The 22,486-nt window shown below is 44.5% G+C and carries 25 protein-coding genes; 21 read left to right on the forward strand and 4 right to left on the reverse strand.

The annotated features are described in order from the left end of the window. Positions 1-67 precede the first annotated feature (67 nt). From ACSQ8O_RS18720 to ACSQ8O_RS18745, 6 genes are all read left to right on the forward strand, one after another. Positions 68-1,027 carry an SH3 domain-containing protein gene (locus ACSQ8O_RS18720; RefSeq protein WP_436242840.1) on the forward strand — a complete coding sequence of 320 codons (960 nt, stop codon included), beginning with the start codon at positions 68-70 and terminating at the stop codon, positions 1,025-1,027. A 90-nt stretch (positions 1,028-1,117) separates the two neighbouring features. Further along, positions 1,118-1,735, forward strand: a complete 618-nt coding sequence (locus tag ACSQ8O_RS18725; RefSeq protein ID WP_436242841.1) for a ribonuclease H-like YkuK family protein — start codon at positions 1,118-1,120, stop codon at positions 1,733-1,735. Positions 1,736-1,898: 163 nt separating this feature from the next. Continuing rightward, positions 1,899-2,405, forward strand: coding sequence for an ADP-heptose synthase (locus ACSQ8O_RS18730; RefSeq protein ID WP_436242842.1), 507 nt, complete (start codon positions 1,899-1,901; stop codon positions 2,403-2,405). Between the two features lie 24 nt (positions 2,406-2,429). Beyond that, positions 2,430-3,458, forward strand: coding sequence for a phosphotransferase enzyme family protein (locus tag ACSQ8O_RS18735; protein WP_436242843.1), 1,029 nt, complete (start codon positions 2,430-2,432; stop codon positions 3,456-3,458). 181 nt (positions 3,459-3,639) lie between these two features. After that, positions 3,640-4,629: an L-glyceraldehyde 3-phosphate reductase gene (mgrA, locus tag ACSQ8O_RS18740; RefSeq protein ID WP_436242844.1), complete on the forward strand. Its 990-nt coding sequence runs from the start codon at positions 3,640-3,642 to the stop codon at positions 4,627-4,629. A gap of 185 nt (positions 4,630-4,814) precedes the next feature. Then, positions 4,815-5,483 (forward strand): YjgB family protein, encoded by a 669-nt coding sequence (locus ACSQ8O_RS18745; protein WP_436242845.1) that lies wholly within the window; start codon positions 4,815-4,817, stop codon positions 5,481-5,483. A 42-nt stretch (positions 5,484-5,525) separates the two neighbouring features. On the opposite strand, the gene xerS is transcribed toward ACSQ8O_RS18745, so the two are convergent. Continuing rightward, positions 5,526-6,608, reverse strand: coding sequence for a tyrosine recombinase XerS (xerS, locus tag ACSQ8O_RS18750; protein WP_056625189.1), 1,083 nt, complete (start codon positions 6,606-6,608; stop codon positions 5,526-5,528). A 155-nt stretch (positions 6,609-6,763) separates the two neighbouring features. On the opposite strand from xerS, the gene ACSQ8O_RS18755 reads away from it, so the two are divergent. The 4 genes from ACSQ8O_RS18755 to ACSQ8O_RS18770 all read left to right on the forward strand — a co-directional run bounded on the left by ACSQ8O_RS18755 (position 6,764) and on the right by ACSQ8O_RS18770 (position 8,802). Next, complete coding sequence (locus ACSQ8O_RS18755; RefSeq protein ID WP_436242846.1) at positions 6,764-7,273, forward strand: RNA polymerase sigma factor; 510 nt, start codon at positions 6,764-6,766, stop codon at positions 7,271-7,273. 2 nt (positions 7,274-7,275) lie between these two features. Further along, positions 7,276-8,163 carry an RsiV family protein gene (locus ACSQ8O_RS18760; protein WP_436242847.1) on the forward strand — a complete coding sequence of 296 codons (888 nt, stop codon included), beginning with the start codon at positions 7,276-7,278 and terminating at the stop codon, positions 8,161-8,163. Between the two features lie 59 nt (positions 8,164-8,222). Then, a complete protein-coding gene (locus ACSQ8O_RS18765; RefSeq protein ID WP_056625198.1) occupies positions 8,223-8,462 on the forward strand; it encodes a hypothetical protein in 240 nt (79 codons plus the stop codon). Positions 8,463-8,535: 73 nt separating this feature from the next. Beyond that, positions 8,536-8,802, forward strand: a complete 267-nt coding sequence (locus ACSQ8O_RS18770) for a DUF3892 domain-containing protein (protein ID WP_436242848.1) — start codon at positions 8,536-8,538, stop codon at positions 8,800-8,802. 105 nt (positions 8,803-8,907) lie between these two features. Here ACSQ8O_RS18770 and ACSQ8O_RS18775 read toward each other — a convergent pair whose 3' ends face one another. Next, the gene (locus ACSQ8O_RS18775; RefSeq protein ID WP_056625201.1) at positions 8,908-9,192 is read right to left on the reverse strand and encodes a hypothetical protein; all 285 of its coding nucleotides are present in this window, start codon (positions 9,190-9,192) and stop codon (positions 8,908-8,910) included. Between the two features lie 92 nt (positions 9,193-9,284). Further along, entirely contained in the window at positions 9,285-10,136 is an 852-nt protein-coding gene (locus ACSQ8O_RS18780) for an AraC family transcriptional regulator (RefSeq protein ID WP_436242849.1), read from the reverse strand. Positions 10,137-10,288: 152 nt separating this feature from the next. On the opposite strand from ACSQ8O_RS18780, the gene ACSQ8O_RS18785 reads away from it, so the two are divergent. The 5 genes from ACSQ8O_RS18785 (at position 10,289) to ACSQ8O_RS18805 (ending at position 14,237) form a co-directional block, all read left to right on the forward strand. Continuing rightward, a complete protein-coding gene (locus tag ACSQ8O_RS18785; RefSeq protein ID WP_436242850.1) occupies positions 10,289-11,488 on the forward strand; it encodes a hypothetical protein in 1,200 nt (399 codons plus the stop codon). Positions 11,489-11,645: 157 nt separating this feature from the next. Continuing rightward, positions 11,646-11,849 (forward strand): YwbE family protein, encoded by a 204-nt coding sequence (locus ACSQ8O_RS18790; RefSeq protein ID WP_436242964.1) that lies wholly within the window; start codon positions 11,646-11,648, stop codon positions 11,847-11,849. A gap of 23 nt (positions 11,850-11,872) precedes the next feature. Beyond that, a complete protein-coding gene (locus ACSQ8O_RS18795) occupies positions 11,873-12,124 on the forward strand; it encodes a YolD-like family protein (protein WP_056625207.1) in 252 nt (83 codons plus the stop codon). A 170-nt stretch (positions 12,125-12,294) separates the two neighbouring features. Next, complete coding sequence (locus tag ACSQ8O_RS18800) at positions 12,295-13,218, forward strand: tyrosine-type recombinase/integrase (RefSeq protein WP_436242851.1); 924 nt, start codon at positions 12,295-12,297, stop codon at positions 13,216-13,218. Between the two features lie 95 nt (positions 13,219-13,313). After that, on the forward strand, positions 13,314-14,237 hold the full coding sequence (locus ACSQ8O_RS18805; protein WP_436242852.1) for a S66 peptidase family protein: 924 nt from the start codon (positions 13,314-13,316) through the stop codon (positions 14,235-14,237). A 72-nt stretch (positions 14,238-14,309) separates the two neighbouring features. On the opposite strand, the gene ACSQ8O_RS18810 is transcribed toward ACSQ8O_RS18805, so the two are convergent. Beyond that, the gene (locus tag ACSQ8O_RS18810) at positions 14,310-14,936 is read right to left on the reverse strand and encodes a C40 family peptidase (protein WP_436242853.1); all 627 of its coding nucleotides are present in this window, start codon (positions 14,934-14,936) and stop codon (positions 14,310-14,312) included. 331 nt (positions 14,937-15,267) lie between these two features. Here ACSQ8O_RS18810 and ACSQ8O_RS18815 point away from each other — a divergent pair, with 331 nt between their 5' ends. From ACSQ8O_RS18815 to preA, 6 genes are all read left to right on the forward strand, one after another. Next, positions 15,268-16,071 (forward strand): ABC transporter ATP-binding protein, encoded by an 804-nt coding sequence (locus tag ACSQ8O_RS18815; RefSeq protein WP_436242854.1) that lies wholly within the window; start codon positions 15,268-15,270, stop codon positions 16,069-16,071. A gap of 164 nt (positions 16,072-16,235) precedes the next feature. Then, positions 16,236-17,609: an aspartate aminotransferase family protein gene (locus tag ACSQ8O_RS18820; RefSeq protein ID WP_436242855.1), complete on the forward strand. Its 1,374-nt coding sequence runs from the start codon at positions 16,236-16,238 to the stop codon at positions 17,607-17,609. 15 nt (positions 17,610-17,624) lie between these two features. Further along, a complete protein-coding gene (locus ACSQ8O_RS18825) occupies positions 17,625-18,887 on the forward strand; it encodes a M20 family metallo-hydrolase (protein WP_436242965.1) in 1,263 nt (420 codons plus the stop codon). Then, a complete protein-coding gene (locus ACSQ8O_RS18830) occupies positions 18,884-19,765 on the forward strand; it encodes a nitrilase-related carbon-nitrogen hydrolase (protein ID WP_436242856.1) in 882 nt (293 codons plus the stop codon). The genes ACSQ8O_RS18825 and ACSQ8O_RS18830 overlap by 4 nt, the downstream gene beginning before the upstream one ends. Before the next feature lie 19 nt (positions 19,766-19,784). After that, on the forward strand, positions 19,785-21,155 hold the full coding sequence (locus ACSQ8O_RS18835; RefSeq protein WP_436242857.1) for an NAD(P)-dependent oxidoreductase: 1,371 nt from the start codon (positions 19,785-19,787) through the stop codon (positions 21,153-21,155). Between the two features lie 33 nt (positions 21,156-21,188). Beyond that, positions 21,189-22,484, forward strand: a complete 1,296-nt coding sequence (gene preA, locus ACSQ8O_RS18840) for an NAD-dependent dihydropyrimidine dehydrogenase subunit PreA (RefSeq protein ID WP_436242858.1) — start codon at positions 21,189-21,191, stop codon at positions 22,482-22,484. Positions 22,485-22,486 lie beyond the last annotated feature (2 nt).

A 22,486-nucleotide genomic window follows, 5' to 3' on the forward strand; every position in this document is an offset into this window, starting at 1 on the left:
TACCCCTTCAAACTATAATAAGGATACGATTGAAAATTTTAACATCAAGAGGGTGGAGGGTAAGACGATGAATAAGTTGACAATGGTTATCGCGGTATTGATGGTATCCTTCATGGCTCTACTTCCCAAGGTTACGCAAGCTGAAGAAGGTGTCGTGACGAAGGCTCAGATCGTAGCAGGTGTAAGCTTTCGAGATCAACCAAGTACGTCGAGTAATGTCATACGCATGTTGAAGGCCAACGAAGTGGTCACGGTGAAAGACTATACGACAGTGAATTGGTTTCAAATTAAGGATGCGCAAGGTGTAAATGGATTCGTATCGACCAACAGTAAATACATAAGGATTGTGAGCAATGCACAGATTATTTATGGCGTTAATTTCCGAACGCTGCCGTCATCAGACGTAAGTTCAGGTTCGAAGGTGATTCGAATGCTGAGCAAAGGAGAAGAAGTTCTTATCACTGATAAAGTGAATGATAGTTGGTATAAAGTCAAAGATGCTGACGGTGTCAGTGGCTATGTAAGTTCTAATTCCAAATACATAACAGCGGATTTCTCCGTTATCAAACCTAATATGCCAGTAGCTGATGAGATTGAAGCCGTGATTGACGCAGGCGAAGTCTACTTAGGGACTCCTTATGAATTTGGTTCCGAACGGAATGATCCCTCTACATTCGACTGCTCTGACTTTGTGCAAACGATGTACTGGGATGCGCTCCGGTTGTCTTTACCAAGTGACTCTGCTGCGCAAGGTAGCTATGTGAGATCCCTGGGACCCATTGTGATGGATTGGACGAAGTTAAAACGTGGGGATCTTCTATTTTTTAGCAGCTATAAAGGCTCCAAAGCTTCAGATTACGATGGCATTAATGTATTGACTGAGCCGATTACACATGTTGGTTTATACTTGGGCAACGGCCAAATGCTGCACACCTATTCCGTTGAATCCGGCGGCGTTCGTGTGGATACAATTGATGGCAAGCAGTGGGAAAATCGATTTTTGTACGGTGGCCCTGTTTTAAAATAAGTTGATGGTTCGAACAGGCAAGGTTTGCCATATACTATAGAAGAGAGGCGGGTGCTGCCTTGAGCATCCGCCTTTTTTTTCTCATAGTCTATGGAGAAAGGGAGAGCCTTATCTTTGAAACCTTCGGCGACGAACCATCCACTGGAATTTAGGAACACAACGGAAAGAGGACTTAACCTGGATACCGTGCACGAGCGTATTCTTCATTTCATGCGTCTTGACCCAGTGGCAACCTATAAATTCATTATAGGGACGGATTGTCAGGTACACACAGGTCATACGAAATTCATTACCGGCGTAGTGATCCAGCGGCTAGGGAAAGGAGCGTGGGCATGTTATCGTCAAGTCATCGTACCAAGAGCGCTTCACTCCATCAAAGAAAAACTTTCGATGGAAACGACGTTAAGCGAAGAGATTGCGATGTATTTTGACGAAAACAAGCGATTAGAAATGGAAAATATTATTCTTCCTCATCTGTATCAAGGTGCCACTTTCGATATGTTCATTCATATTGATGCGGGAGATGATGAGAATAGAAATCGGACGGCAAAATTCGTCCAAGAAATGGTGAGACGGGTGGAATCTGTTGGTATGGTGCCGGTCATTAAACCCGATTGTTATGTTGCATCCGCCTATGCAAATCGCTTCTCCAAGAAACCATATCGACCCCTTTATGAAGACAATGAGGTGTTCGATGGCAGTTTATAAGCTGGGTTATGAACCGTTAGCTCGAATGGTCAAAGCGATCTTGGGAGCTAACGGTTTCGTTTTTAAGGCAAGGGTATGATGTGTTTCTACTTGAAAAAAAGGGTTTCCGCGTATTCTTAGCGAAATATTGCTGAATAATGATTGTAGCATTAGGGGGGACTCCATGAGCAAAACGTTTATTATCGAAGCGGTGATGTTAGCCGTGCATGGCCAGCTCATGCTGCCATCAAAGCCTGTGACTTATTTGATTCCTTATACGACCATTCAAGAATTATATGAGCTGCATAGCAGCCCTGAACCTATTATGTTAGAGCAAGAAGATGATGGCTTCGTCAAACAAATGATCGGTGAGCTCATTGCATTTTTTGAAGAATCTTTTAATAAGAAAAAAATAGAAAAAGCTTTGTCCATACCATGGGGGAAAAGCCCGCCGTTACCAATAAATGAGCATGTCACATTGAAAATTGTGTATGCGATAGATAATGAAGCTTATGGAGATCAATTTGACCCTATTGAAACGGAGTTAATATTGACCTCATTGAAAGAGCAAGCTGTATTATTAACGGATCAGTTCGATTTTATTGAGCGATTAGTGGAATATGCCATACCTGTTGAGGCTTTCGATGTAGAGGATTTTGAATTCGCGGTGGAAGGCGACAACGAAGTATAAGAAGAGGAGCTGAGTCAGGGTATTATGCGAGTCATTGAAAAAGAGGAACAGTTAGCATTACTCCCTGCTAATTGGTTCGGGACCCAAACATGGACGCTTCGTGTTGGTGCAGGCGGGATGAATAATACAACACGATTCGTTGAGGTGGAGGGTCGTACATATGTTCTACGGCTGTACGAGACACATCGTGACCGGAACAAAATTATGTTTGAGCATAGCGTTTTGCTTCGTTTAGCTGAAATGAAGGAGGAGCTTCCTTTCGAAATTCCGATGCCACTAGAGCTGCCAACTGGGGGAACCGTGGTGACGTTAGGGGATGATGATGAGTGGAAGCTTGCTGCCTTGTTTACTTTTACAGATGGTCATAATCCAATCGAATTAGGTTTAAGTCAACTGCAAGAGATGGGGAAAGCAGCAGGACAACTATCTGCTTCCTTAGCCAAGATTTCAATTACAGATAAACCGCAGTACGCTCCTTACTATGAAATAGAACATATTCATCCTAGCTGCAAGCCAGATGCGATTCGAGCGTTCGCGCTGCAACCGCCAGAGCCTTTCATCGCACAGCAGGACGAACTTGCTTATATATTTAATCGTTACATGGCCTTGTACAGCGCAATACCAACGATTCGTCAGCTTCCCCATCAACTCGTTCATGGCGATATTAATGGTTCCAACATGCTGGTGGATGACAAGGGCCGTTTTGTAGCCATTCTTGATTTTGAATTTGTAACCATCGATGTGAGGGTTATGGAACTTGCCGTTTGTTTATCCGATCTAATTGATCCGATGCTTCCCGAGGATAGACTCAGAAGGAATAGCAAAGCATTCTATGACGGTTACCGTCAATTTGTCCAATTATCACAAGAAGAAATTAGGATATTACCTTTGTTAATCGAACTTCGTAGACTAGATGTTTTCATTCATTTCCTAGGAAGATATTTGGATGGGGTAGATCCACAAGGTGTGTTGGTCGATATTATTGCCAATACTTATGAGAAAACGAAATGGCTCCAAGAGCATAATACCTTACTTCGTTTTGATCTGAATTAATCCATAAAGCGTGCCATACTAACCTTAAGGTTAGTAAGACACGTTTTTTTCAGTTCTTTTTTTGTTGATAGGCTTGAACTATACTGGTACATAGGAAGCAGGATATTTGTGAAGACTTTAGTGAATACATAGGTTTCTTGCCAAATAACAAAGGTACTTAGAATTATGAAGGAGGACAATCATGGTCTATCAAGCAAGTTCAACACGCTATGCAGAAATGAAATATAATCGTACTGGGAAATCGGGGCTTAAGCTTCCTGCTATATCACTCGGCATGTGGCATAATTTCGGGGGTTTAGATTTACATGAGAACGGAAGAGCCATGCTGCTTCGTTCATTTGATTTGGGGATTACACACTTTGACTTAGCGAACAACTATGGGCCGCCACCAGGATCAGCAGAGGAATTAATGGGTCGTGTGCTTAAAAGTGATCTCGGGGATTACCGCGACGAGATCATCATCTCGACAAAATCGGGTTACCACATGTGGGAAGGTCCTTATGGTGAGTGGGGATCCAAGAAAAACATGGTGTCCAGTTTAGATCAAAGTTTGAAAAGAATGGGTCTAGATTATGTAGATATTTTCTACTCTCACCGTCCAGATCCGAACACACCGTTCGAAGAAACAATGGCGACGTTGGATTTAATCGTACGTCAAGGTAAAGCGCTCTATGTTGGACTTTCCAATTATACGGCTGAGCAAACCAAAGAAGCTGCTTCGATTCTTAAAGGTTTAGGTACTCCACTTCTTATTCACCAACCTGCTTACAGTATGATGAATCGGTGGATCGAGGAGGGCTTACAAGATGTGCTTGATGATTTCGGTGTTGGAAGTATCGCATTCTGCCCGCTTGCTCAAGGCTTGTTGACGAATAAATACGTGAACGGGATTCCTGCGGATTCAAGAGCCGGCGGAAAGAGCCAATTCCTGAAGGAAAAAGACATCACAGAAGAAAAGCTTAACCAAATCATTCAATTGAACGAATTGGCGAGTTCTCGTGGTCAAAGCCTCGCGCAGATGTCGCTGGCTTGGGTACTTCGCGGCGAACGTGTTACGTCAGCATTGATTGGTGCAAGCCGCGTGTCACAAATTGAGGAGAATGTGGCTGCACTTAAAAATCTGGAGTTTACTCCGGAAGAATTGGCAGCTATTGAGAAAATCTTGAAGTAATCTTTCAGAATCAAGGGATTATCAGAGAAGATTTGAAACATACTACATAGTAAAATTGAATTGCATGGAACAACGCAAACCATAGGGGATTATTCCCTTATGGTTTGTTTTATTTCGTGATTAGCAACCTTTCATGTGGTTTCTTCGTTAGTAAACTGTAACTAAATCGATTAGAGGAGATTACTATGAAAATATACAAAAGAAAAACAACGATATATACTTTGATTTTGTCGACAATGCTCTTAGCAACAGCATGTTCGTCAACACAAGAACCGGCGTCCAATACGACGACTCCGAGTCCTAGTTCGTCACCATCACCAACCGCTACACCTGCAACAACTTCAGTAGCGAGTCCAACAGCAAGTCCTTCTGCGGCTCCTACTGCTTCACCGGTGCCTTCGTCATCTACAAGTGCTAGTACGGTATCTAAGCAAATTAAAGATATGTTTGAGCTTGCCAAATCAGGCAAAGTTAGCGGCATTCCGTTTGCAGCGAATACTGGACTTACTGACGATGTCGAGAAATCGTGGGGAAAGGCAGATAAGACCGAATCAGCGGGTAGTGGCATTTACGCGACCTACTCTAAGAAGAATGCTGTTATTGGCTATAATAAGGGAAGTCAAATCATAGATATTCGCTCGAATGATTCAAAGTTGCACACGTTGACGTTAAGTCAGATTGAACAAGCTTTAGGCAAACCGAATGACACCAAAGTCAATGGTGATGATACCATTTATATTTATAAAGCCTCACAGGAATTTCAACTCAAATTTATTATTCCTAAATCCACTGGCAAAGTAGATCATATTTCTGTATTTGATACCGTTCACTCTATCAACAACATGGCTGGCTGATTAATACAATAGCAGTGCGCGCGTGGAGTAATTTGAAAGGTCTTAAGACTCCGCGCGCTTATCAATCGCTTCAGACATCGTACGATCGGTGAGATGCGCATAGATTTGCGTGGTCTCAGGGGAAGCATGGCCGAGCTGCTCTTGCGTTTTGTACAAGTCGTTCTGTAGGTAATAGTCGGTAGCGAATGAGTGTCGCAACTTATGTACAGATAAATACGGCTTTCCAAACCTTTTAGCGTATTTGATCACAAGCTCTTGAATTGCTCGTTTCGTCATACGTTCGCCTTCTTTTTTGCCATTAGCCATGGCAACGAAGAGGGCTTTTTCTTTTTTGGCTGGCTTGTACCGGGAGGTGCGGATACTCAAGTAGTCCGTGATGGCTTGAATGGCATCGAGACGAAAATAGACCGGCGTTTTGAACGTATCGTCATTTTTACCTTTGCGATACACATGAACGAGCTTCAATTTCATGTCGATATCATCGACGTTTAAGTTGAACACCTCAGATACACGAAGTCCTGAATTTAGGATTAGTGTGACGATACAGGCATCTCTGACTTTATTTAACTCATAGGCATACAGTGCTTGTTTATTCGTTGCGACATCGTGCTCATAGCCTTCCTTCACATAAGCAATGAACTCGGCAATTTCTTCTTCTTGGAGCAATTTGCCTTCGAGCTTCGCCGCGCTGTCTTTGGCCTTGTGCGCACGCTTGATCTCCACCTTCGCCATTACATTTCGTTTCAGGAGCGGGTAGAAGTTATCATCTTCGGCAATTTGACTCAAATAATGAAATAAGGAACGCAGCGCAGACAATTTGCGGTTAATCGTAGTTTTACCATTAGCTTGTGCTTTACGAGTTGCAAGGAACATGCGAAAATTATTAACGCTGTCCATATGTAGTCGCTCTAAGTCCTCCAGGGGAACTTGATTCATTACAGTCGCCGTGCTTAATCCTTCGGCAAGAAGCCAGGATAGGAAAATTTCATAATCACGTACATATTCAAGAAGTGATGAAGGTGAAAGATCAGGGAGCTTATAATTAATGAATTTCTCGATATACCAAGGCATCGAAGGGACTCGTCGATCTAACTCATGGCGGTCTTTGACTTTAATAATATTCATACGGTTCACCTCATAAGCGTCTTGCTGTTAGTATACCAGTGGATTCCCTAAATTGGTAGGCATCGAGATCAAACTATTTGGCCTCCATAAACGTCTTAGCTACAACATGATTCAATTCTGATTAACCGCGCGGTAAAAGGAGCGTCATCAACGATATGACTAAGAATAGGAAGCTAGAAACCGAACTCATTACCTGTATAACGGAGCATAAGGAGCATGTATATCGTCTTGCCTATAGCTATGTGAAAAATCAAGAGGATGCACTCGACATCGTGCAAGAGGCCATTCAGAAAGCTTTTGCTGCCGCAGATTCATTGAAAAGCCATGTGGCAATTAAAAGCTGGTTTTACCGAATTGTCATCAATACCTCATTAGACTTCTTGCGTAAACATAAGAAACTTACTGTTATGGATGATGTGACGATGGAAGCGATAACGCCTGGCAGTGAAGATGCCTATACGAATATTGATTTGGAGAGAGCGTTAGAAGATTTACCTACCATGTATCGCAGTGTGATTACGCTTCGCTATTTTGAAGATTTGAAGATTGATGAAATTGCGGATGTGTTAAAAGAAAACACGAGTACGATCAAGACTCGGCTTTACCAAGCACTTAAGCTTTTACGGATAAAAATGAACGATGATACGCTTGTGGAGGTAAACTAACCATGGACGAGAAGTTAGAACAAATGAAACAAACCTATATTGACATACCCATTCCTGCAGAACTCGATTTCATTGTCAATCAAGCGATAAAACAACATAGAAAAAAGCCTAGGACTAATCTGAAATGGTCATCAGTAGCTGTCGCGGCAGCGGTTATCGTATTTGTTGCGGGTCTTAATACGAGTCCAGCTTTCGCTCATTCGTTAGCAGATATGCCCGTCGTTGGCAAACTGATCAAAGTGCTGACCTTCCGCGAATACTTGTATGATGATGGCGCACATAAAGCAAAAGTAGAAGTCCCCATCATCACGAATTTGGATAACAAAGTGTTAGAGGAATCCCTAAATACCAAATACTTAGACGAAAGCAAGAAGCTCTACACGGATTTCATGAACGACATTGAGAAGATGAAAGCAAGTGGATTAGAGGGACATCTTGGGGTAGATAGTGGTTATATTGTAAAAACCGACAATGATCAGATCTTAGCGGTAGGCAGATATGTTGTCAACACTGTGGGTTCTTCGTCCACAACCTTCCAATATGACACGGTTGATAAGAAAAATCAGTTATTAATCACCTTACCGAGCTTATTTAAGGATGAAGGATATGTTCAAGTGATTAGTGATTATATTAAGGCGCAAATGATACAACGGATGAAAGAGGACCCAGCTAAAATTTATTGGGTAGAGGGTGTTCCGAATGATGTGAAATTTTATTTTAGTTCCATAAAAAAAGATCAAAGCTTCTATATCAATAAGGATGGGAAGCTTGTCATCGTGTTTCAAAAATATGAGGTTACACCAGGTTACATGGGGACACCAGAATTCATCATACCGACCAATCTTTTAGCTGATCAGTTAAGTACACATGCTTATCTTTTGCCCGAATAAAAAAGGACTAGGTTGCCTACATTAATTGGGTATGCAAAACATCAGCTGGGGGTATTACCATGCCGCAACAAAAGGAACTTGGTTTAGCGCAAATCAAAGATGTTGCCCAAAAAGCAGAGCAAGCAGCCGAACAAACCTTGCAGGTTGCTCAGCAAATCTATTCACAAGCTACAGCAGCGGCACTTACGGAGGCCGAGCAGCAGTTAGAGGATCTTCAAACTCAAATCAAGCAAGCGCAGCAGAAGACGGAAGATCTGAAGCAGGAAATTAAATCCCAGAGTGAATCTACACAGTCATAGTATCTGAATGAAGCTACAATGAGGCCCCACTCTCGTGGGGTTCAACAATTTGCACGAAGATAGAGGAGGAGATATGATGCCGCGACGTCGTAATAGTGGTCCGCATACGATTGATCCGAACAAAGCTATGATCCAATCCGTACATTATGAAAATGGAAGTATTGGGGCTGTTCAATTTCAAAATGGCCAAGTGGTCGATGTCCAGACTGCAATTGAGATGACGGAAGCCGATTTAATCGAAGATGCGAATACGGGGGTAAATCGGAAAGGTGAGAAAACCTTGCGTTCCTATCCGGATGGAGATCCAAGCAATAATTTATCAAATTTACCGCGATTTTAAAGGATTTGAAAAGCTGTTTACCATTCAAATGGTGAACAGCTTTTTTTGCGTTTTGCATTAAAAAAGCTGCTGAGTGTCTCAGCAGCTTTGAATGCGATTGCAAAATTATTTTTTAAAATAGCCTCCAACATAATTGTAGAGTACGCCAACCACACCGATATAATAGGCGATTTTGATAATGAAATCGGTATGATCTAGCGGCATCATGTTGGAAAGTAAGAATAATGGGAACACAAAGTACAAAAGGTCTCTCAAGTAATTTGTAATCGTAGAACTGGAGAACGTGCCTGATGAGAACGATTTGAACAAATCTACTACAAAGCTAAGACCCATGACTCCCAAGACAAGCCACATTGCATAAAGCATTAAACCCGATAGTGTAAGTGCCATGTCTGATTCACCCCCACATACGAAGATTTGCTTTCAATCTATCATATGCGGCAATGTGACAAGTCGTGCTAAGTAGTCGGAAATTTTTGTGATTATGTGTGCATCGTATTTCGGAAGATATGAGGGGAGACGCCTACATACTTTTTGAAAATACGCGAGAAGTAGAAGACATCTTTATAACCCAGCGAGTCGGCAATTTCCTTTACGGAATTCGTCGTATTCAACAAAATATTTTTGGCTTCAGCCATTTTCATTCTATGCATATAAGTGTTTAGCGGATAACCGGAATAATCACTGACGACTCTGCGAAGGGTAGAAAGTGAAATGTGATGTCGTTTCGCAATGCTATGTGCATCAAAGGGTTGATATAACGAATCACTGAGCTCATTGATAAGATTGATGAACTGCTCCGACTTCGTTGTTTCTGTACTGGCTTCCGCCCGCTGAATGAATTCAAACAGTAACGACTCAATAAGTAAAGCTGCTCGATCAATATTAGCAGGAATACCACTTTCCATCGCGATGAATATTCGCTCAATCCGATTATGCTGGGCAGCATCTTCATAACCAACCTGTTTCACTTGATCTAAGTCTGTCAACCAACTGTTCTGCCATTCCTTTACTCGGCTGCCTTCGAGCGTAAAATAATACTCATCCCAGAAGCCTCCGGGATCAGGGCCATATTGATAAACTTGATTCGGCCGGAAGAAGAATAGACTGCCGCTCTCCACTTTTTGAACCGGTCCGTCATTGACTCGGTAAGTTCCCTTGCCTCCTGCGATATATACAATGGCAAAGCTCTCGAATGTGGCATGTCCGCGAAACATAATCCGCCCAGGCAGATGTCCGACATGTCGAATGAGGAGGGATTGCAGTTTCAATTTACTAGCATCGATAGGTAAAGTAATGATTCGAAGTGGATAAGGACTTATTGTATCGTCCATGAACCTGGGCATAACATACATTCCTTCCGAACTAACTCCGTGATATGATGATGAAAGTTAAACCGCATAAACTTTCGTATATTTTCATTATAAGGGAGAATCTATGCCTACGTAACTAGTTTATAAAAATTCGTTCAGAAAGAGTGGACAACATGGCGACCGCATTAAAACGACTATTATGGATGAGTATAAGTTCTGGCATTATTTTTAACTATATGGGCATATTTATTAATCTTTTTATTTGGGAAAAAGGAAATCAAATCTTCGACGTTGCGTGGTTTAATCTCGTTATGTTTCTTGCTTGGGGAGTGGCTTTTATGTACGGAGCCAATCTTCTATCTAAGTTTACGATTGGCTCCGTGATGCGAGTTGCTGCCATAGGGGCAGGCGTCACATTTGTTCTTCTATCCTGGGTGCATTTTGAACCGAAAATCCTTTATATCACATTAATCGCTATTCCAGTGGGACTTACGAACGGTTTATATGGCTCTGCAAATAATATGGGGATTTCGCTTTTTGGAAAAGGGAAGGAGTTTACCGTATTTTTTTCCGCAGTCAATGTGATTGGTCAGTTGATTTCTTTCCTTAATCCATTACTGTTTGCAGTGATTATTAAGTGGATGGGATTCACTGCGTCCTTCTTCATTATGTTCATCTTTATCGCACTTATGATTTTCACATCGTATTTCGTTCCGCCTATTTCTTTAAAAGAAGCGAATGAACCCGTCTTTCGTAAGTTCCGCTTGGGCCATGTATTTGCAACACCTCAATTGAAATGGATGATTCCTTCGCTTGTTGCTGGCGGTTTTTTCATTCAGTTTCAGGGGATATTCTCACTGATCTTTACCTTTTCAGTCACACAAGATAAGCTCAACATCGCCTTGCTCCAAATCATGTACACATCGTTCACGATTGCTTGTGTGTTCATTTATCGTCGTTTTAGTCGTACGCGTGAGATTAGTGACAACAAATGGTTAAGCTTTGGCATGGCAGCCGCGGCAGCAGGGTTCTTGTTAGCGTTATTCCCGACTCCTTTGATTCTGATTCTTTCCAACATCTTAACGACGATCGGATTGTTCTTCTTCTCTACAATTTGGAGTTCCCGACAATTTCTTGTGACCTATCAATTAGAACCGATTCATCAAACGAGAGTAATGGTATGGCGGGAACTCATCCTTGTTATTTCGCGAATGTTTCTACTGGCGTTGATCCTTGGGATTCAGGACTTTGATGGATACGTATTTAAGGCTGTGATGATCTTTAGTTTCTCATCTGCCTTGTTAATCCCCTATTTTTCGAGAAAAAGTGATGAATCAGCTGTGAAGACGGTTATAAAAGGCGTGGAATCTTAGGATTCCCGCTTTTTGTGTCTCATTTTCATTTAATGAGATGAATTATTAATGTCATTAAATAAAAATAACAGATAAATCCTTCATCGAGATGGGGTAGATGGGGAAACTATGGTATAATGAATCACATTATGGCATGAAAGCAGGCGACATACGCAGCATGAATGGACAAAATCGGAAAGATGTAGTACCTGGCAGAGAAGTGGACATTGTGTTAAAGCAAGACCAACGAAGCGGGAAACTTACACGCGGGATCGTGAAGGATTTATTAACGAACTCACCTACACATCCTCATGGTATAAAAGTAAGACTCACAGATGGCCAAGTCGGTCGCGTGAAAGAAATTATTACGCCGTCCAATTGACGGAACATGGAGGAGAATAGGGGATGGCAAAAGCGAAGGTAGCGAAACGGCCAACACGCGATGAATTCGTATTAGAAGAAATCGGGAACCAGTTGTCGGAAGCGAAGATGGAGAATTCCGAGATTGTTTTAACGGTTTGGGGGCGCGAGGAAACGGTGCGAGGCACGATCTCGACGATGGATTCACGTACGGGAAGAGTACATATGGATTGTAAAGGCGAGCTGGATAAGGTGCCGTTCATGGATATTATGAAAGTGGAGTATCCGCGGGATTAATAGAAACGACAGTTTGAAATTTAACTCATACGCTTATTTTTTACTTTTGTATGCAGCGTTGTTACGCGTCTGGCTATGAGAGTATAGAATAAGCGATTTTTTCACCCCGAAAAATTGCACTAAATCTATATTTAACGCAATTTAGTTTGTGACGGACGGAGTTTACTAGAATGGACACTAGATTCACATATGATGACGACTTTTTGGAGCTTTTTGACACCTGGATGAAAGACCAGGGGTTCACGAAACGAACACAACAAGCGTACCTGGGAGATGTGCGTTTATTTCTGACGAGCCTTGGAGAGAAAGAGTTGTCTACGATTGAAGCCATTGATATCATGCGTTTCTTGACGAAGATGCGTCAAGGTGGGGCGGGAGATGCCGCGAGGAATCGCTATCTCTCATCGATCCGAACATTTTTCTCAGCACTCATTGAATTGCAGATGGTGAAGAACAATCCTTCTATCGCAGTCAAGAAATCGAAGGTAGAAAAGAACTCGGTTCCGACATTTCTGAGTGAGGAGCTGCTTTCCGTCTTTCTACAATCCATCGAAGGGAAATATCAGATTCGCAATGTAGCCATGTTCCTATTAATGAGCTATGCGGGCTTACGGGTCAGTGAGCTTCATCGGTTAAATATCTCAGATTTTAATCGCGGCACGAATTCATTAATGGTTCTAGGGAAAGGTCGCAAGTGGCGTGTCATCCCGCTCCCCAGTGAAATCGTACATGTTCTTGAGCGCGCGCTTGTTGAGCGACTGGAGGCGAGAAGTGGGAGCGAGCAGCCGTTCTTTGTATCCCAATTCGGTCGGCGTATTAGCATACGAATGATTCAATCAATTGCTGAGAAGCAGTTCGAGCAATTGAAGGGGCAATATATGGAGCTGCAGGGGAAATCATTCTCGAGCCATAAGTTGAGGCATACATTTGCAACAATGCAAGTGTTAGCGGGGACGGATATTCGAACGCTGCAAGAGTTGCTTGGACATGCCAGTATTCAAACGACTCAAATATACACACATGTAGGGGATAAACAAAAGCAGGAAGCCATGAATCGTGTATCCGCATTTATTCCAGTCGGAATGGGGATCTGAGGGTTAAGTTGTCATAATTGGCTTATTCTGAGCATAAAAGGGATTGAGGGAGAAGTTCCTTTTTTCACACAATGTCATTGGTAGGAGGTATAGCGATGGCAATACGCCCACCCATCTTACAACGTGGAGATACCATTGGCATTGTTACATTAGGAAGCCCACTTGATGCGAGCACGATTGATGCTAGAATAGGGACACTCGGTGACATGGGTTTTAATGTTGTCGTAGGCAAATACGCATATGCGTATGGAGGGATCGTTGCAGCGACGGCAGCACAGCGAGCGGAAGACCTGATGAGTATGTTTGCCAATCCGAATGTAAGTATGATTCTCCCAACACGAGGTGGTACAGGGGTTAAGGATATATTGCCACTTCTCGATTATCCCCTCATTAATAGTCATCCGAAAATCGTTACGGGATACAGTGATATTACGATTTTATTAAATATTTTATTTCAATTTGCGAATCTCATTACATTTCAAAGTTTGTTGCTGATTGATTTTAACCCGAATACACCAGCCTATAATTTCGATCAATTTTATGCAGCGACCTCGACGCTTGTTAGCCCGAGAGTCATTCAAAATCCACCTAGTATGCCGTTGAATGGGCTTGTGAAGGGTACGGTGAGAGGGCAAATTGTTGGTGGTAATCTCACCTCATTCGTTGGGACACTGGGGACACCTTTCGAAGTAAATACAGTGGGTAAAATAATCGTCATCGAAGAGACGCATGAACCGACGAATGCGATATATCGCTATTTGACGCAATTGATTATGGCGGGGAAATTTCGAGATTGCGTGGGGATCGTGATGGGACAATGTACGAACTGTACCACGTCCTATGCGACGTCCTATAATGACTTAATTTCGGGGATCATCGTGCCTTTAGGGAAACCACTTTTGACTAACTTTAGTACGGCCCATGGCTTATACAAAGCGGCTATTCCTATCGGGGCTATGGCTGAACTTGATACATATGCGAACAAACTGACCATTTTAGAACCAACCGTCACAGGATAGCTCAACTTAACTGTTGGAAAATATAAAAGGAAAAGGCCGGTAGATACCGGCTTTTTTGTCCTTCACTGGTCGTTAGTTAATCAAACGGCGTGCTCCCCAATAATGCTCATCATAATATGGAGTACCAAATAAAGTGCTGACTTTTACTTCCCTTGTTCCCATTGTTCCTGCTTGAAGAATTTGATTATTGCCTAGATAGATAGCGACATGGGAAACACCAGTTGTATAGGTTCCTTGTAGAAAAACTAAATCTCCTTTACGAAGGTTGCTCTTCTCTACAGGCGTCCCTAATTGACTTTGTAAAGCTGCAGAATGAAGCAAGTTAAATCCTTGTTGATTAAACGCATATTGAACAAAACCCGAACAATCAAAGGCTACATAAGGTGTGCTGCCGCCAAAAACATAAGGTACACCAAGCTGCTTCATCCCAATTGCAATGATAGCATCGGCTTTGACTTCCCAGCTAGCTTTTGGAGTCGCCTTCGAAGGAATAGAAATGATAACGCCTTCATAAATATTATCCGCATTCACTTTAGGATTATTTGCGATAAGCTCGGACAGAGGCACATTAAACTTCTGAGAAATGGACCAGAAGGTGTCCGAATCCGTGGCTATGTACGTATTGGAAGGCGCGGCATTGGCAATTCCACCGAACATGAGGCTAGTAGCAACAACTGTTGTAAGAATGATCTTTTTCATCGTCTTCCTCCTAGATGTCGAATGTGGTTACTTACACATTCTATCAAATTGAAGAAATAGAGAATATGAACAATATATGGATATGAGAGATATGTCGAAATTTTGTTTACATAATATTAGTTATGTCATCAAAAGAAACTCAAAAGAACTAATCCGCGAATCCATAGAGCAGAAATAGATACATGAGTTTACACTATGTCAAATTGCGGCTCTAATTTAGGAACAGAATGTATAATGAAAATGATGAAATTCGAGATATAATATAACATATAGGGTTACTAATACTCACAGAGAGATGACGCGATCTTCAGTGGATAGAAGGAGGAGCCCAGTGAATTCAGATTTTTCCCGTCAGAAAGTGGAAATTTCGTTGGATGGCGTCGGTATGGTGTTCGGTAAAAAAGGAAGGCAAGTGACCGTCCTTCAGAACATTAGCTTCGATGTTGGGCAGAATGAATTCGTCACGTTATTAGGACCTTCAGGTTGCGGCAAATCAACGTTGCTTCGACTTATGGCTGATCTCTTACAGCCCTCCAGTGGCCAGATTACGATTCAGAAGGAACACCCCAAGGAAGTGCGGCTGCGCCGTAAATTTGGCATCATTTTTCGCACGCCTAACTTATTTGAATGGCGGACTGTACGAGAGAATATCGAGTTGCCACTTGAAGTTTACGAACAGTCTCGACATACGTACCAAGATCGGGTAGACCACTTACTCGATACACTCGGTTTAACTAAATTTAAGGATTATTACCCCTGGCAGCTCAGTCTTGGTATGCAAATTAGAGTCGCTATAGCCCGTGCGTTATCCCTCGATCCTCCCATACTCTTTATGGATGAACCATTCTCAACTTTAGACGAATTTACGAAAGACAAATTACAACTCGATGTACTGGAAATGAAGAAGAAAATGAACAAAACCATCGTTTTTGTCACCCGTAGTACAACTGAGGCCGTGTTCCTCTCAAATCGGATCATCGTCTTATCCGCCAATCCAGGTCGTGTGCATGCGATTCACCAGGTTCCATTAGGTCATGATCGCACTTTGCTAACGCGGGAATCCCCACTTTTTCAGGAATTGACCACTGCAATTCGAAAGTCTGTTTACGAGGGAAGTTCATCCTCCGAAGAGTAACTTTTAAACAATGCTTAGGTTATCTTTCGTTTACCCCCAACTTACTACGCTGTCAAAACCAAATCTATTAATTGAAAAATAACAACAATAGCTAGGGATGACATCCTCTTTTTGAACATAGGATTAGTGTAAGAACGAATGGACAAGAGATGGAGGGACTGCTTATGCGTGCTCAGGATGACGATGATCCATTGGTGAAAGAGGAATTGCTAGAGAAGGATCGCAAATATGTTTGGCATCATATGTCTGCCCATAATGAGAATCCCATGATCATCGCTTCCGGCGAAGGTAGTTGGGTGACAGATATTGATGGTAATCGTTATTTAGACGGTATGTCAGGATTATGGTGCGTGAATGTCGGTCATGGAAGGCGAGAAATTGCTGAAGCAGCCGCTGACCAAATGATGAAAATTGCTTATGCGACATTGGTTCAATCCCATATCCCGGCTATTGAGTTAGCGGCGAAATTAAATGAATGGCTTGAAGGGGAGTACCGTATTTTTTACTCCAATTCAGGATCAGACGCGAATGAAGTCGCGTTCAAAATCGCTCGTCAATATCACCATCAGAATGGAAAACCGAGTAAACATAAGTTCATCTCGCGTCATCGCGCATATCATGGGAATTCCATGGGTGCATTGGGGGCCACGGGGCAAGCACAACGCAAGCTGAAATATGAACCACTTGGAGTAGGCTTCCAGCATGTGCCTCCGCCTTATTGTTATCGTTGTCCTTTTGGTCAGACGAAAGAGACTTGCTCGTTACAATGTGCCAAAGCGATCGAGAATGCCATCGTGTGGGAGGGCGCAGATTCTGTTGCTGGTGTGATCCTGGAGCCTGTTATTACTGGCGGGGGAATGCTTGTTCCTCATGATGGTTATTTACCGGCGGTTAGAAGTATTTGTGATAAATATGAGGTTTTGCTGATCGTAGATGAAGTCATTTGTGGTTTTGGGCGATCGGGGAAGCCCTTCGGTCATCAGAATTATGCGGTAAGACCCGACATCGTCACGATGGCCAAAGGGTTAACAAGCGCCTATTCGCCTCTTTCAGCTACCGCTGTATCAGCCGAATTATACGACTCTTTCAAAGAGAAAGAAGCGACTAGCCATTTTAGACATGTCAATACGTTTGGTGGTAATCCTGTTTCCTGTAAAGTGGCTTTAACAAATCTTGAGATTATTGAGCGTGAGGGCCTTGTTGAACGTTCGGCTGAGATTGGGCAAGCGTTCAGAACTCGATTAGAACCGTTGAATGAGCATCCCCATGTCGGGGAAATACGCATTTTCGGATCGGCCATGGGCATTGAACTGGTAGAGGATCGGATATCGAAGATTCCCGCTTCGGTAGAACGGGTAACTCATCTTATTCTAGCCTGCAAAAGCAAAGGGCTGCTCGTTGGTAAGAATGGGGATACCGTTCCTGGCTATGCCAATATCCTTACGCTCAGTCCGCCATTATCTTCTACGGATGACGATGTGAATTTCATAATCGAAACTTTACTCAGTGTGTTTAGTAACGAGCAAGAGAAAGGATGATTGGACTTGTCGACAATGCCACCTATCCAAATCAACGCAGAACGTCTTGGACAGCATATTCATGATCTGGCGCAAATTGGTAAAATCGGCGAAACAGGCGTTTGCAGACTTGCTCTATCGAAGGAAGATCGTGCTGGTGTGGAGCTTGTGAAATCCTGGATGGAAGAAGCCGGGATGGAGGCTTATATCGACCCCTTTGCTAACTTGGTCGGCGTATGGCGCGGGAGCGATCCGGGGGCACCTGTATTAATGCTCGGCTCACACGTGGATTCGCAGCCCTATGGGGGGCGATTTGATGGGGCAATCGGTGTACTTGGCGCGATAGAAGCGGTGCAAACGATGGTGGAACAAGGAGTGATACCCGCTTGTAATGTCGAAGTTGTTGCTTTCTGTGATGAGGAAGGCTGTCGCTTCAATAAAGGGCTGTTCGGCGTTAGAGGCATGACCGGTAAACTCGAAGCGGATGAGTTGGAACGTACGGACAAAAACGGCGTTACCCGCCGTGAAGCACTGTTGGAATTCGGTTGTGATCCAGCTGATTTCGAAGGTTATACGTTCCAGGAGGGCCGAGTTGGCGCTTTTCTGGAGCTGCATATTGAACAGGGACCGGTCTTGGAGTCTCTGAACGAGCCGATTGGTATCGTGAGCGGAATCTCCGGTCCATTATGGCTCACTGTGGAAATGACGGGTTTCGCGGGTCATGCCGGCTCCGTGCCGATGTCGATGCGACATGATGCCTTGCTAGGCAGTGCCAAGATTATCGTTGCACTTAACGAGCTTGTTCGTCGTGAACCAGGCGTCCCAACGGTTGGAACCGTAGGTTCACTCACGGTATTTCCAGATTCTCGTAACATTATCCCAGAGAAGGTCAGCTTTACGATTGATTTACGAGACATCGATATCTGTCGTCGAAACGCACTTGAGGCGGAGCTCCTTAGTGTCATCGAGAACGTAGCCTGCGAACATGGGCTCACCTATACGATTCGGGAAGACACGAACAGCGATCCTCGCTATTGTGCGAATTGGATCAAAGCTGCGCTGAACAAGGAAGCGGGTCTTATGGGGATGAAGCCGCCTGAGCTCATGAGCGGTCCCTTCCATGATTCGCTAACCATGTCCTACGTGTGCGAGTATGGCATGATTTTCGTGCGCTGTTTGGAGGGCATTAGTCACAATCCGAAGGAATATGCTAGCCCAGAGGATATAACATTAGGGACGGAACTTCTGTACCGAACTGCCCGCCAGATCGTGGTGGAGAAAGGGGGCTTCCGAGCATGAGTATCGTCACCATCGGTCTCATCCAAGCCTCACACGATGTCCATGGTGATGAACCGGTCGCTACACATAAGGAGTTCGCTATTCAGAAGCATCTTGGTTTGGTTCGTAATGCGGCAGCACAGGGAGCACAAATCGTGTGCTTGCAGGAGATCTTCTATGGTCCCTACTTTTGCGCAGAGCAAACGACGAAATGGTACGATGCAGCCGAGGAAATCCCAAATGGACCGACGACGAAGCTTTTTCAAGATATAGCGAAGGAACTGGGTATCGTCATCATTCTCCCCATTTACGAGCGCGAGGGAATTGCCTCCTACTACAATACAGCAGCAGTCATTGATGCGGACGGGTCATATCTTGGGAAGTACCGGAAGCATCATATCCCTCATGTTGCGGCAGGAGGCGGGTCCTGTGGGTTCTGGGAGAAGTATTATTTTAAGCCGGGCAATCTCGGATATCCCGTATTCGATACCTCTTTTGCCAAGGTAGGCGTCTACATTTGCTATGATCGTCACTTTCCAGAAGGAGCAAGGGCGCTTGGACTTGGCGGTGCAGAAATTGTGTTTAACCCATCTGCTACCGTTGCAGGCACATCTGAACATCTATGGAAGCTTGAACAGCCCGCGCATGCGGTAGCCAACGGGTATTACGTAGCTGCGATTAATCGAGTTGGAACGGAAGCGCCGTGGAACATGGGTGAATTTTATGGCCAGTCGTACCTAGTGGATCCGCGGGGGTCAATCGTTACGATAGGCAGTCGGGATCAAGATGAAGTGATTATCGGGGAGATGGACAAAACGTTGATTCGCGAGGTCCGTAACGTGTGGCAGTTTTATCGAGACCGCAGGCCAGAAACATATGATCAAATCACGCAACTTTGAATGAGGGAGGAGGAGCAAGATGAGTACGACATTTATTTCGCTAACGGAGTTGAAGCGCAATTTTGCCGAAGTGAAAGCGGGTATGAAGCCGAAAGAGGCGATCGAAGAATCCAATCGCTGCTTGTTCTGTTATGACGCTCCTTGCACGCACGCCTGTCCAACAGGCATTGATATTCCTTCATTCATTAAAAAGATCGCCTCTGGCAATCTAAAAGGCTCCGCCAGAACGATTATGGATGCCAATCCTGTTGGCGCTTCATGTTCTCGTGTGTGTCCCACAGAGGAATTATGCGAAGGGGCTTGCGTCCTTAATCATTCGTCCAAGCCTATCTTAATTGGTCAATTGCAGCGGTACGCAACGGACTGGGCGATCAAAAATGAGCAGATTTTATTTAAAGCAGGGGCAAGTAATGGTAAAACAGTTGCGATCGTGGGCAGTGGACCTGCGGGACTTGCAGCAGCTCGTGAGCTAGCCCGCTTCGGTTTTAAGGTGACCGTGTTCGAGGCGAAGGAGCAAGCTGGCGGCTTGGATACGTATGGGATCGTATCCTTCCGATTACCGCCGGAAATCTCGCTTTGGGAAGTCGAGCAAGTTAGACAGCTTGGTGTGGAGTTTCGGATGAACACGCGTGTCGGAGTTGATGTCAGTGCTGCTGAATTGGTACGTGATTATGACGCTGTGGTGCTCGCAGTTGGGATGTCAAAGGTGCCCATGCTAGGCATCGATGGAGAAGAATTGACCGGCGTCTATGACGCCATTGATTTCGTAGAGGCGACGAAAACTGCCCCAGATCTCGATGAGTCTTTCATAGGGAAGCGGATTGCTGTGATTGGCGCTGGGAATACCGCCATAGATGCAGCTACGTGCTCTGTCCGGCTTGGGGCAGACAACGTGCAAATCGTGTACAGACGAACACTAGAAGAAATGACAGCGTATGATTTTGAATATGAGTTTGCGAAGCTCGATGGCGTTGCCTTTCAGTGGTTAACGGCGCCGAAACGGATCCTTGGTGATGAACAGGGGAACGTCATTGGGATCGAATGTGTGAGGATGGAGCTTCTCGATACTGATAACGGGGGACGTAAACGCCCAGTGCCCATTGCAGACTCTGAATTCGTCATCGAAGTGGACGCGGTGATCAAGGCGATCGGCCAGACCAAACATATATCGCTGATTGAACAGTTCGGACTTGCTCATTCAAGGGGCACAGTAACGTTGGTAGATGCAGCTGCAGGAATGACATCGAATCCGAAGGTGTTCGCAGCTGGTGATGTTATTTTCGGAGATGGACAGGGTGAAGCCATGGTCGTATCAGCAGCACAACAAGGCAAATTAGCGGCATACGCGATTTACAAGCAGTTGGTGAAGGGGCAAGAGGCGTCAGCTTAGGTAGAGCTACTTCAGACTCAGGAGGGATTCAGCATGGCTGATTTACGAACGAATCTAGCTGGAATTGTATCACCCAACCCTTTTTGGTTGGCATCGGCTCCCCCAACGAATACGGGGTATCAGGTACAACGGGCTTTTGAAGCGGGCTGGGGAGGTGCCGTGTGGAAAACGCTTGGCGATCCCATTATCAATACATCCTCTCGCTTCGCTGCTGTGCATTTCAATGGACAACGTGTTGCGGGCTTTAACAATATTGAACTGATCACCGACCGTCCACTAGAGGTTAATCTGAAGGAAATTTATGAAACCAAGAAGCGATTTCCGAATCATGCGCTTGTGGTTTCTCTGATGGTTGAGCCCAAGCGAGAGAAGTGGCATGAGATCGTCAAAAAGGTCGAAGCCGTTGGCGTAGACGGACTTGAACTGAATTTCGGATGTCCGCACGGTATGGCGGAGCGTGGCATGGGAGCGGCATCAGGACAGCAGCCTGATCTCGTAGAGGCGCAGACGATGTGGGCGAAGGAAGCAGCCCAAACGCCTGTGATCGTGAAGTTGACGCCGAACATCACGGATATTACGAGCACCGCTTTAGCGGCGGTTCGTGGCGGGGCAGATGCGATCTCGCTCATCAACACGATTAACTCACTTGCTGGTGTTGATATTGACTCGTGGAACACGATTCCACATGTCGGCGGTAAAGGTTCGCACGGCGGTTATTGCGGTCCTGCTGTGAAGCCCATTGCCCTTCATATGGTCGCGGATTGCGCGCGTAATCCAGGGGTGAATATTCCGATTTCCGGCATTGGCGGCATTTCCAATTGGCGTGATGCGGTTGAATTTATGCTCATGGGCGCAACAGGTGTTCAAGTGTGCACAGCGGCTATGCATCATGGCTTCCGGATCGTGGAGGATATGATCGATGGGCTGAACAACTATTTGGATGAAAAAGGGTTAGCCAGCGTCTCCGAATTAATCGGGAAATCCGTCCCGCGCTATGCAGATTGGGGAAATTTGGATTTGAACTACGCCGTCATTGCCAAGATCGACACGGAAACGTGTATTAACTGCAATAAGTGCCATATTGCCTGCGAGGATACCTCGCATCAATGCATTGAGCGACACACAAATGAGCAAGGGAAGCCCTTTTTGCAGGTGAGGGAAGAGGACTGTGTAGGCTGTAACTTATGTGCGATTGTGTGTCCCGTAGATGGTGCGATCTCGATGGTTGAGGTGAAGGGGACAGAGGAGCCCATGACGTGGAACGAGCGTCAAGCGGCTGTTGCCAAACTGACGGAGGGTAAAGATGCCGATAAGAAGGAGGCTGTGTAGAC

The sequence above is a fragment of the Paenibacillus sp. LjRoot56 genome (assembly GCF_964253335.1).
Lineage (GTDB): Bacteria > Bacillota > Bacilli > Paenibacillales > NBRC-103111 > Paenibacillus_E > Paenibacillus_E allorhizoplanae.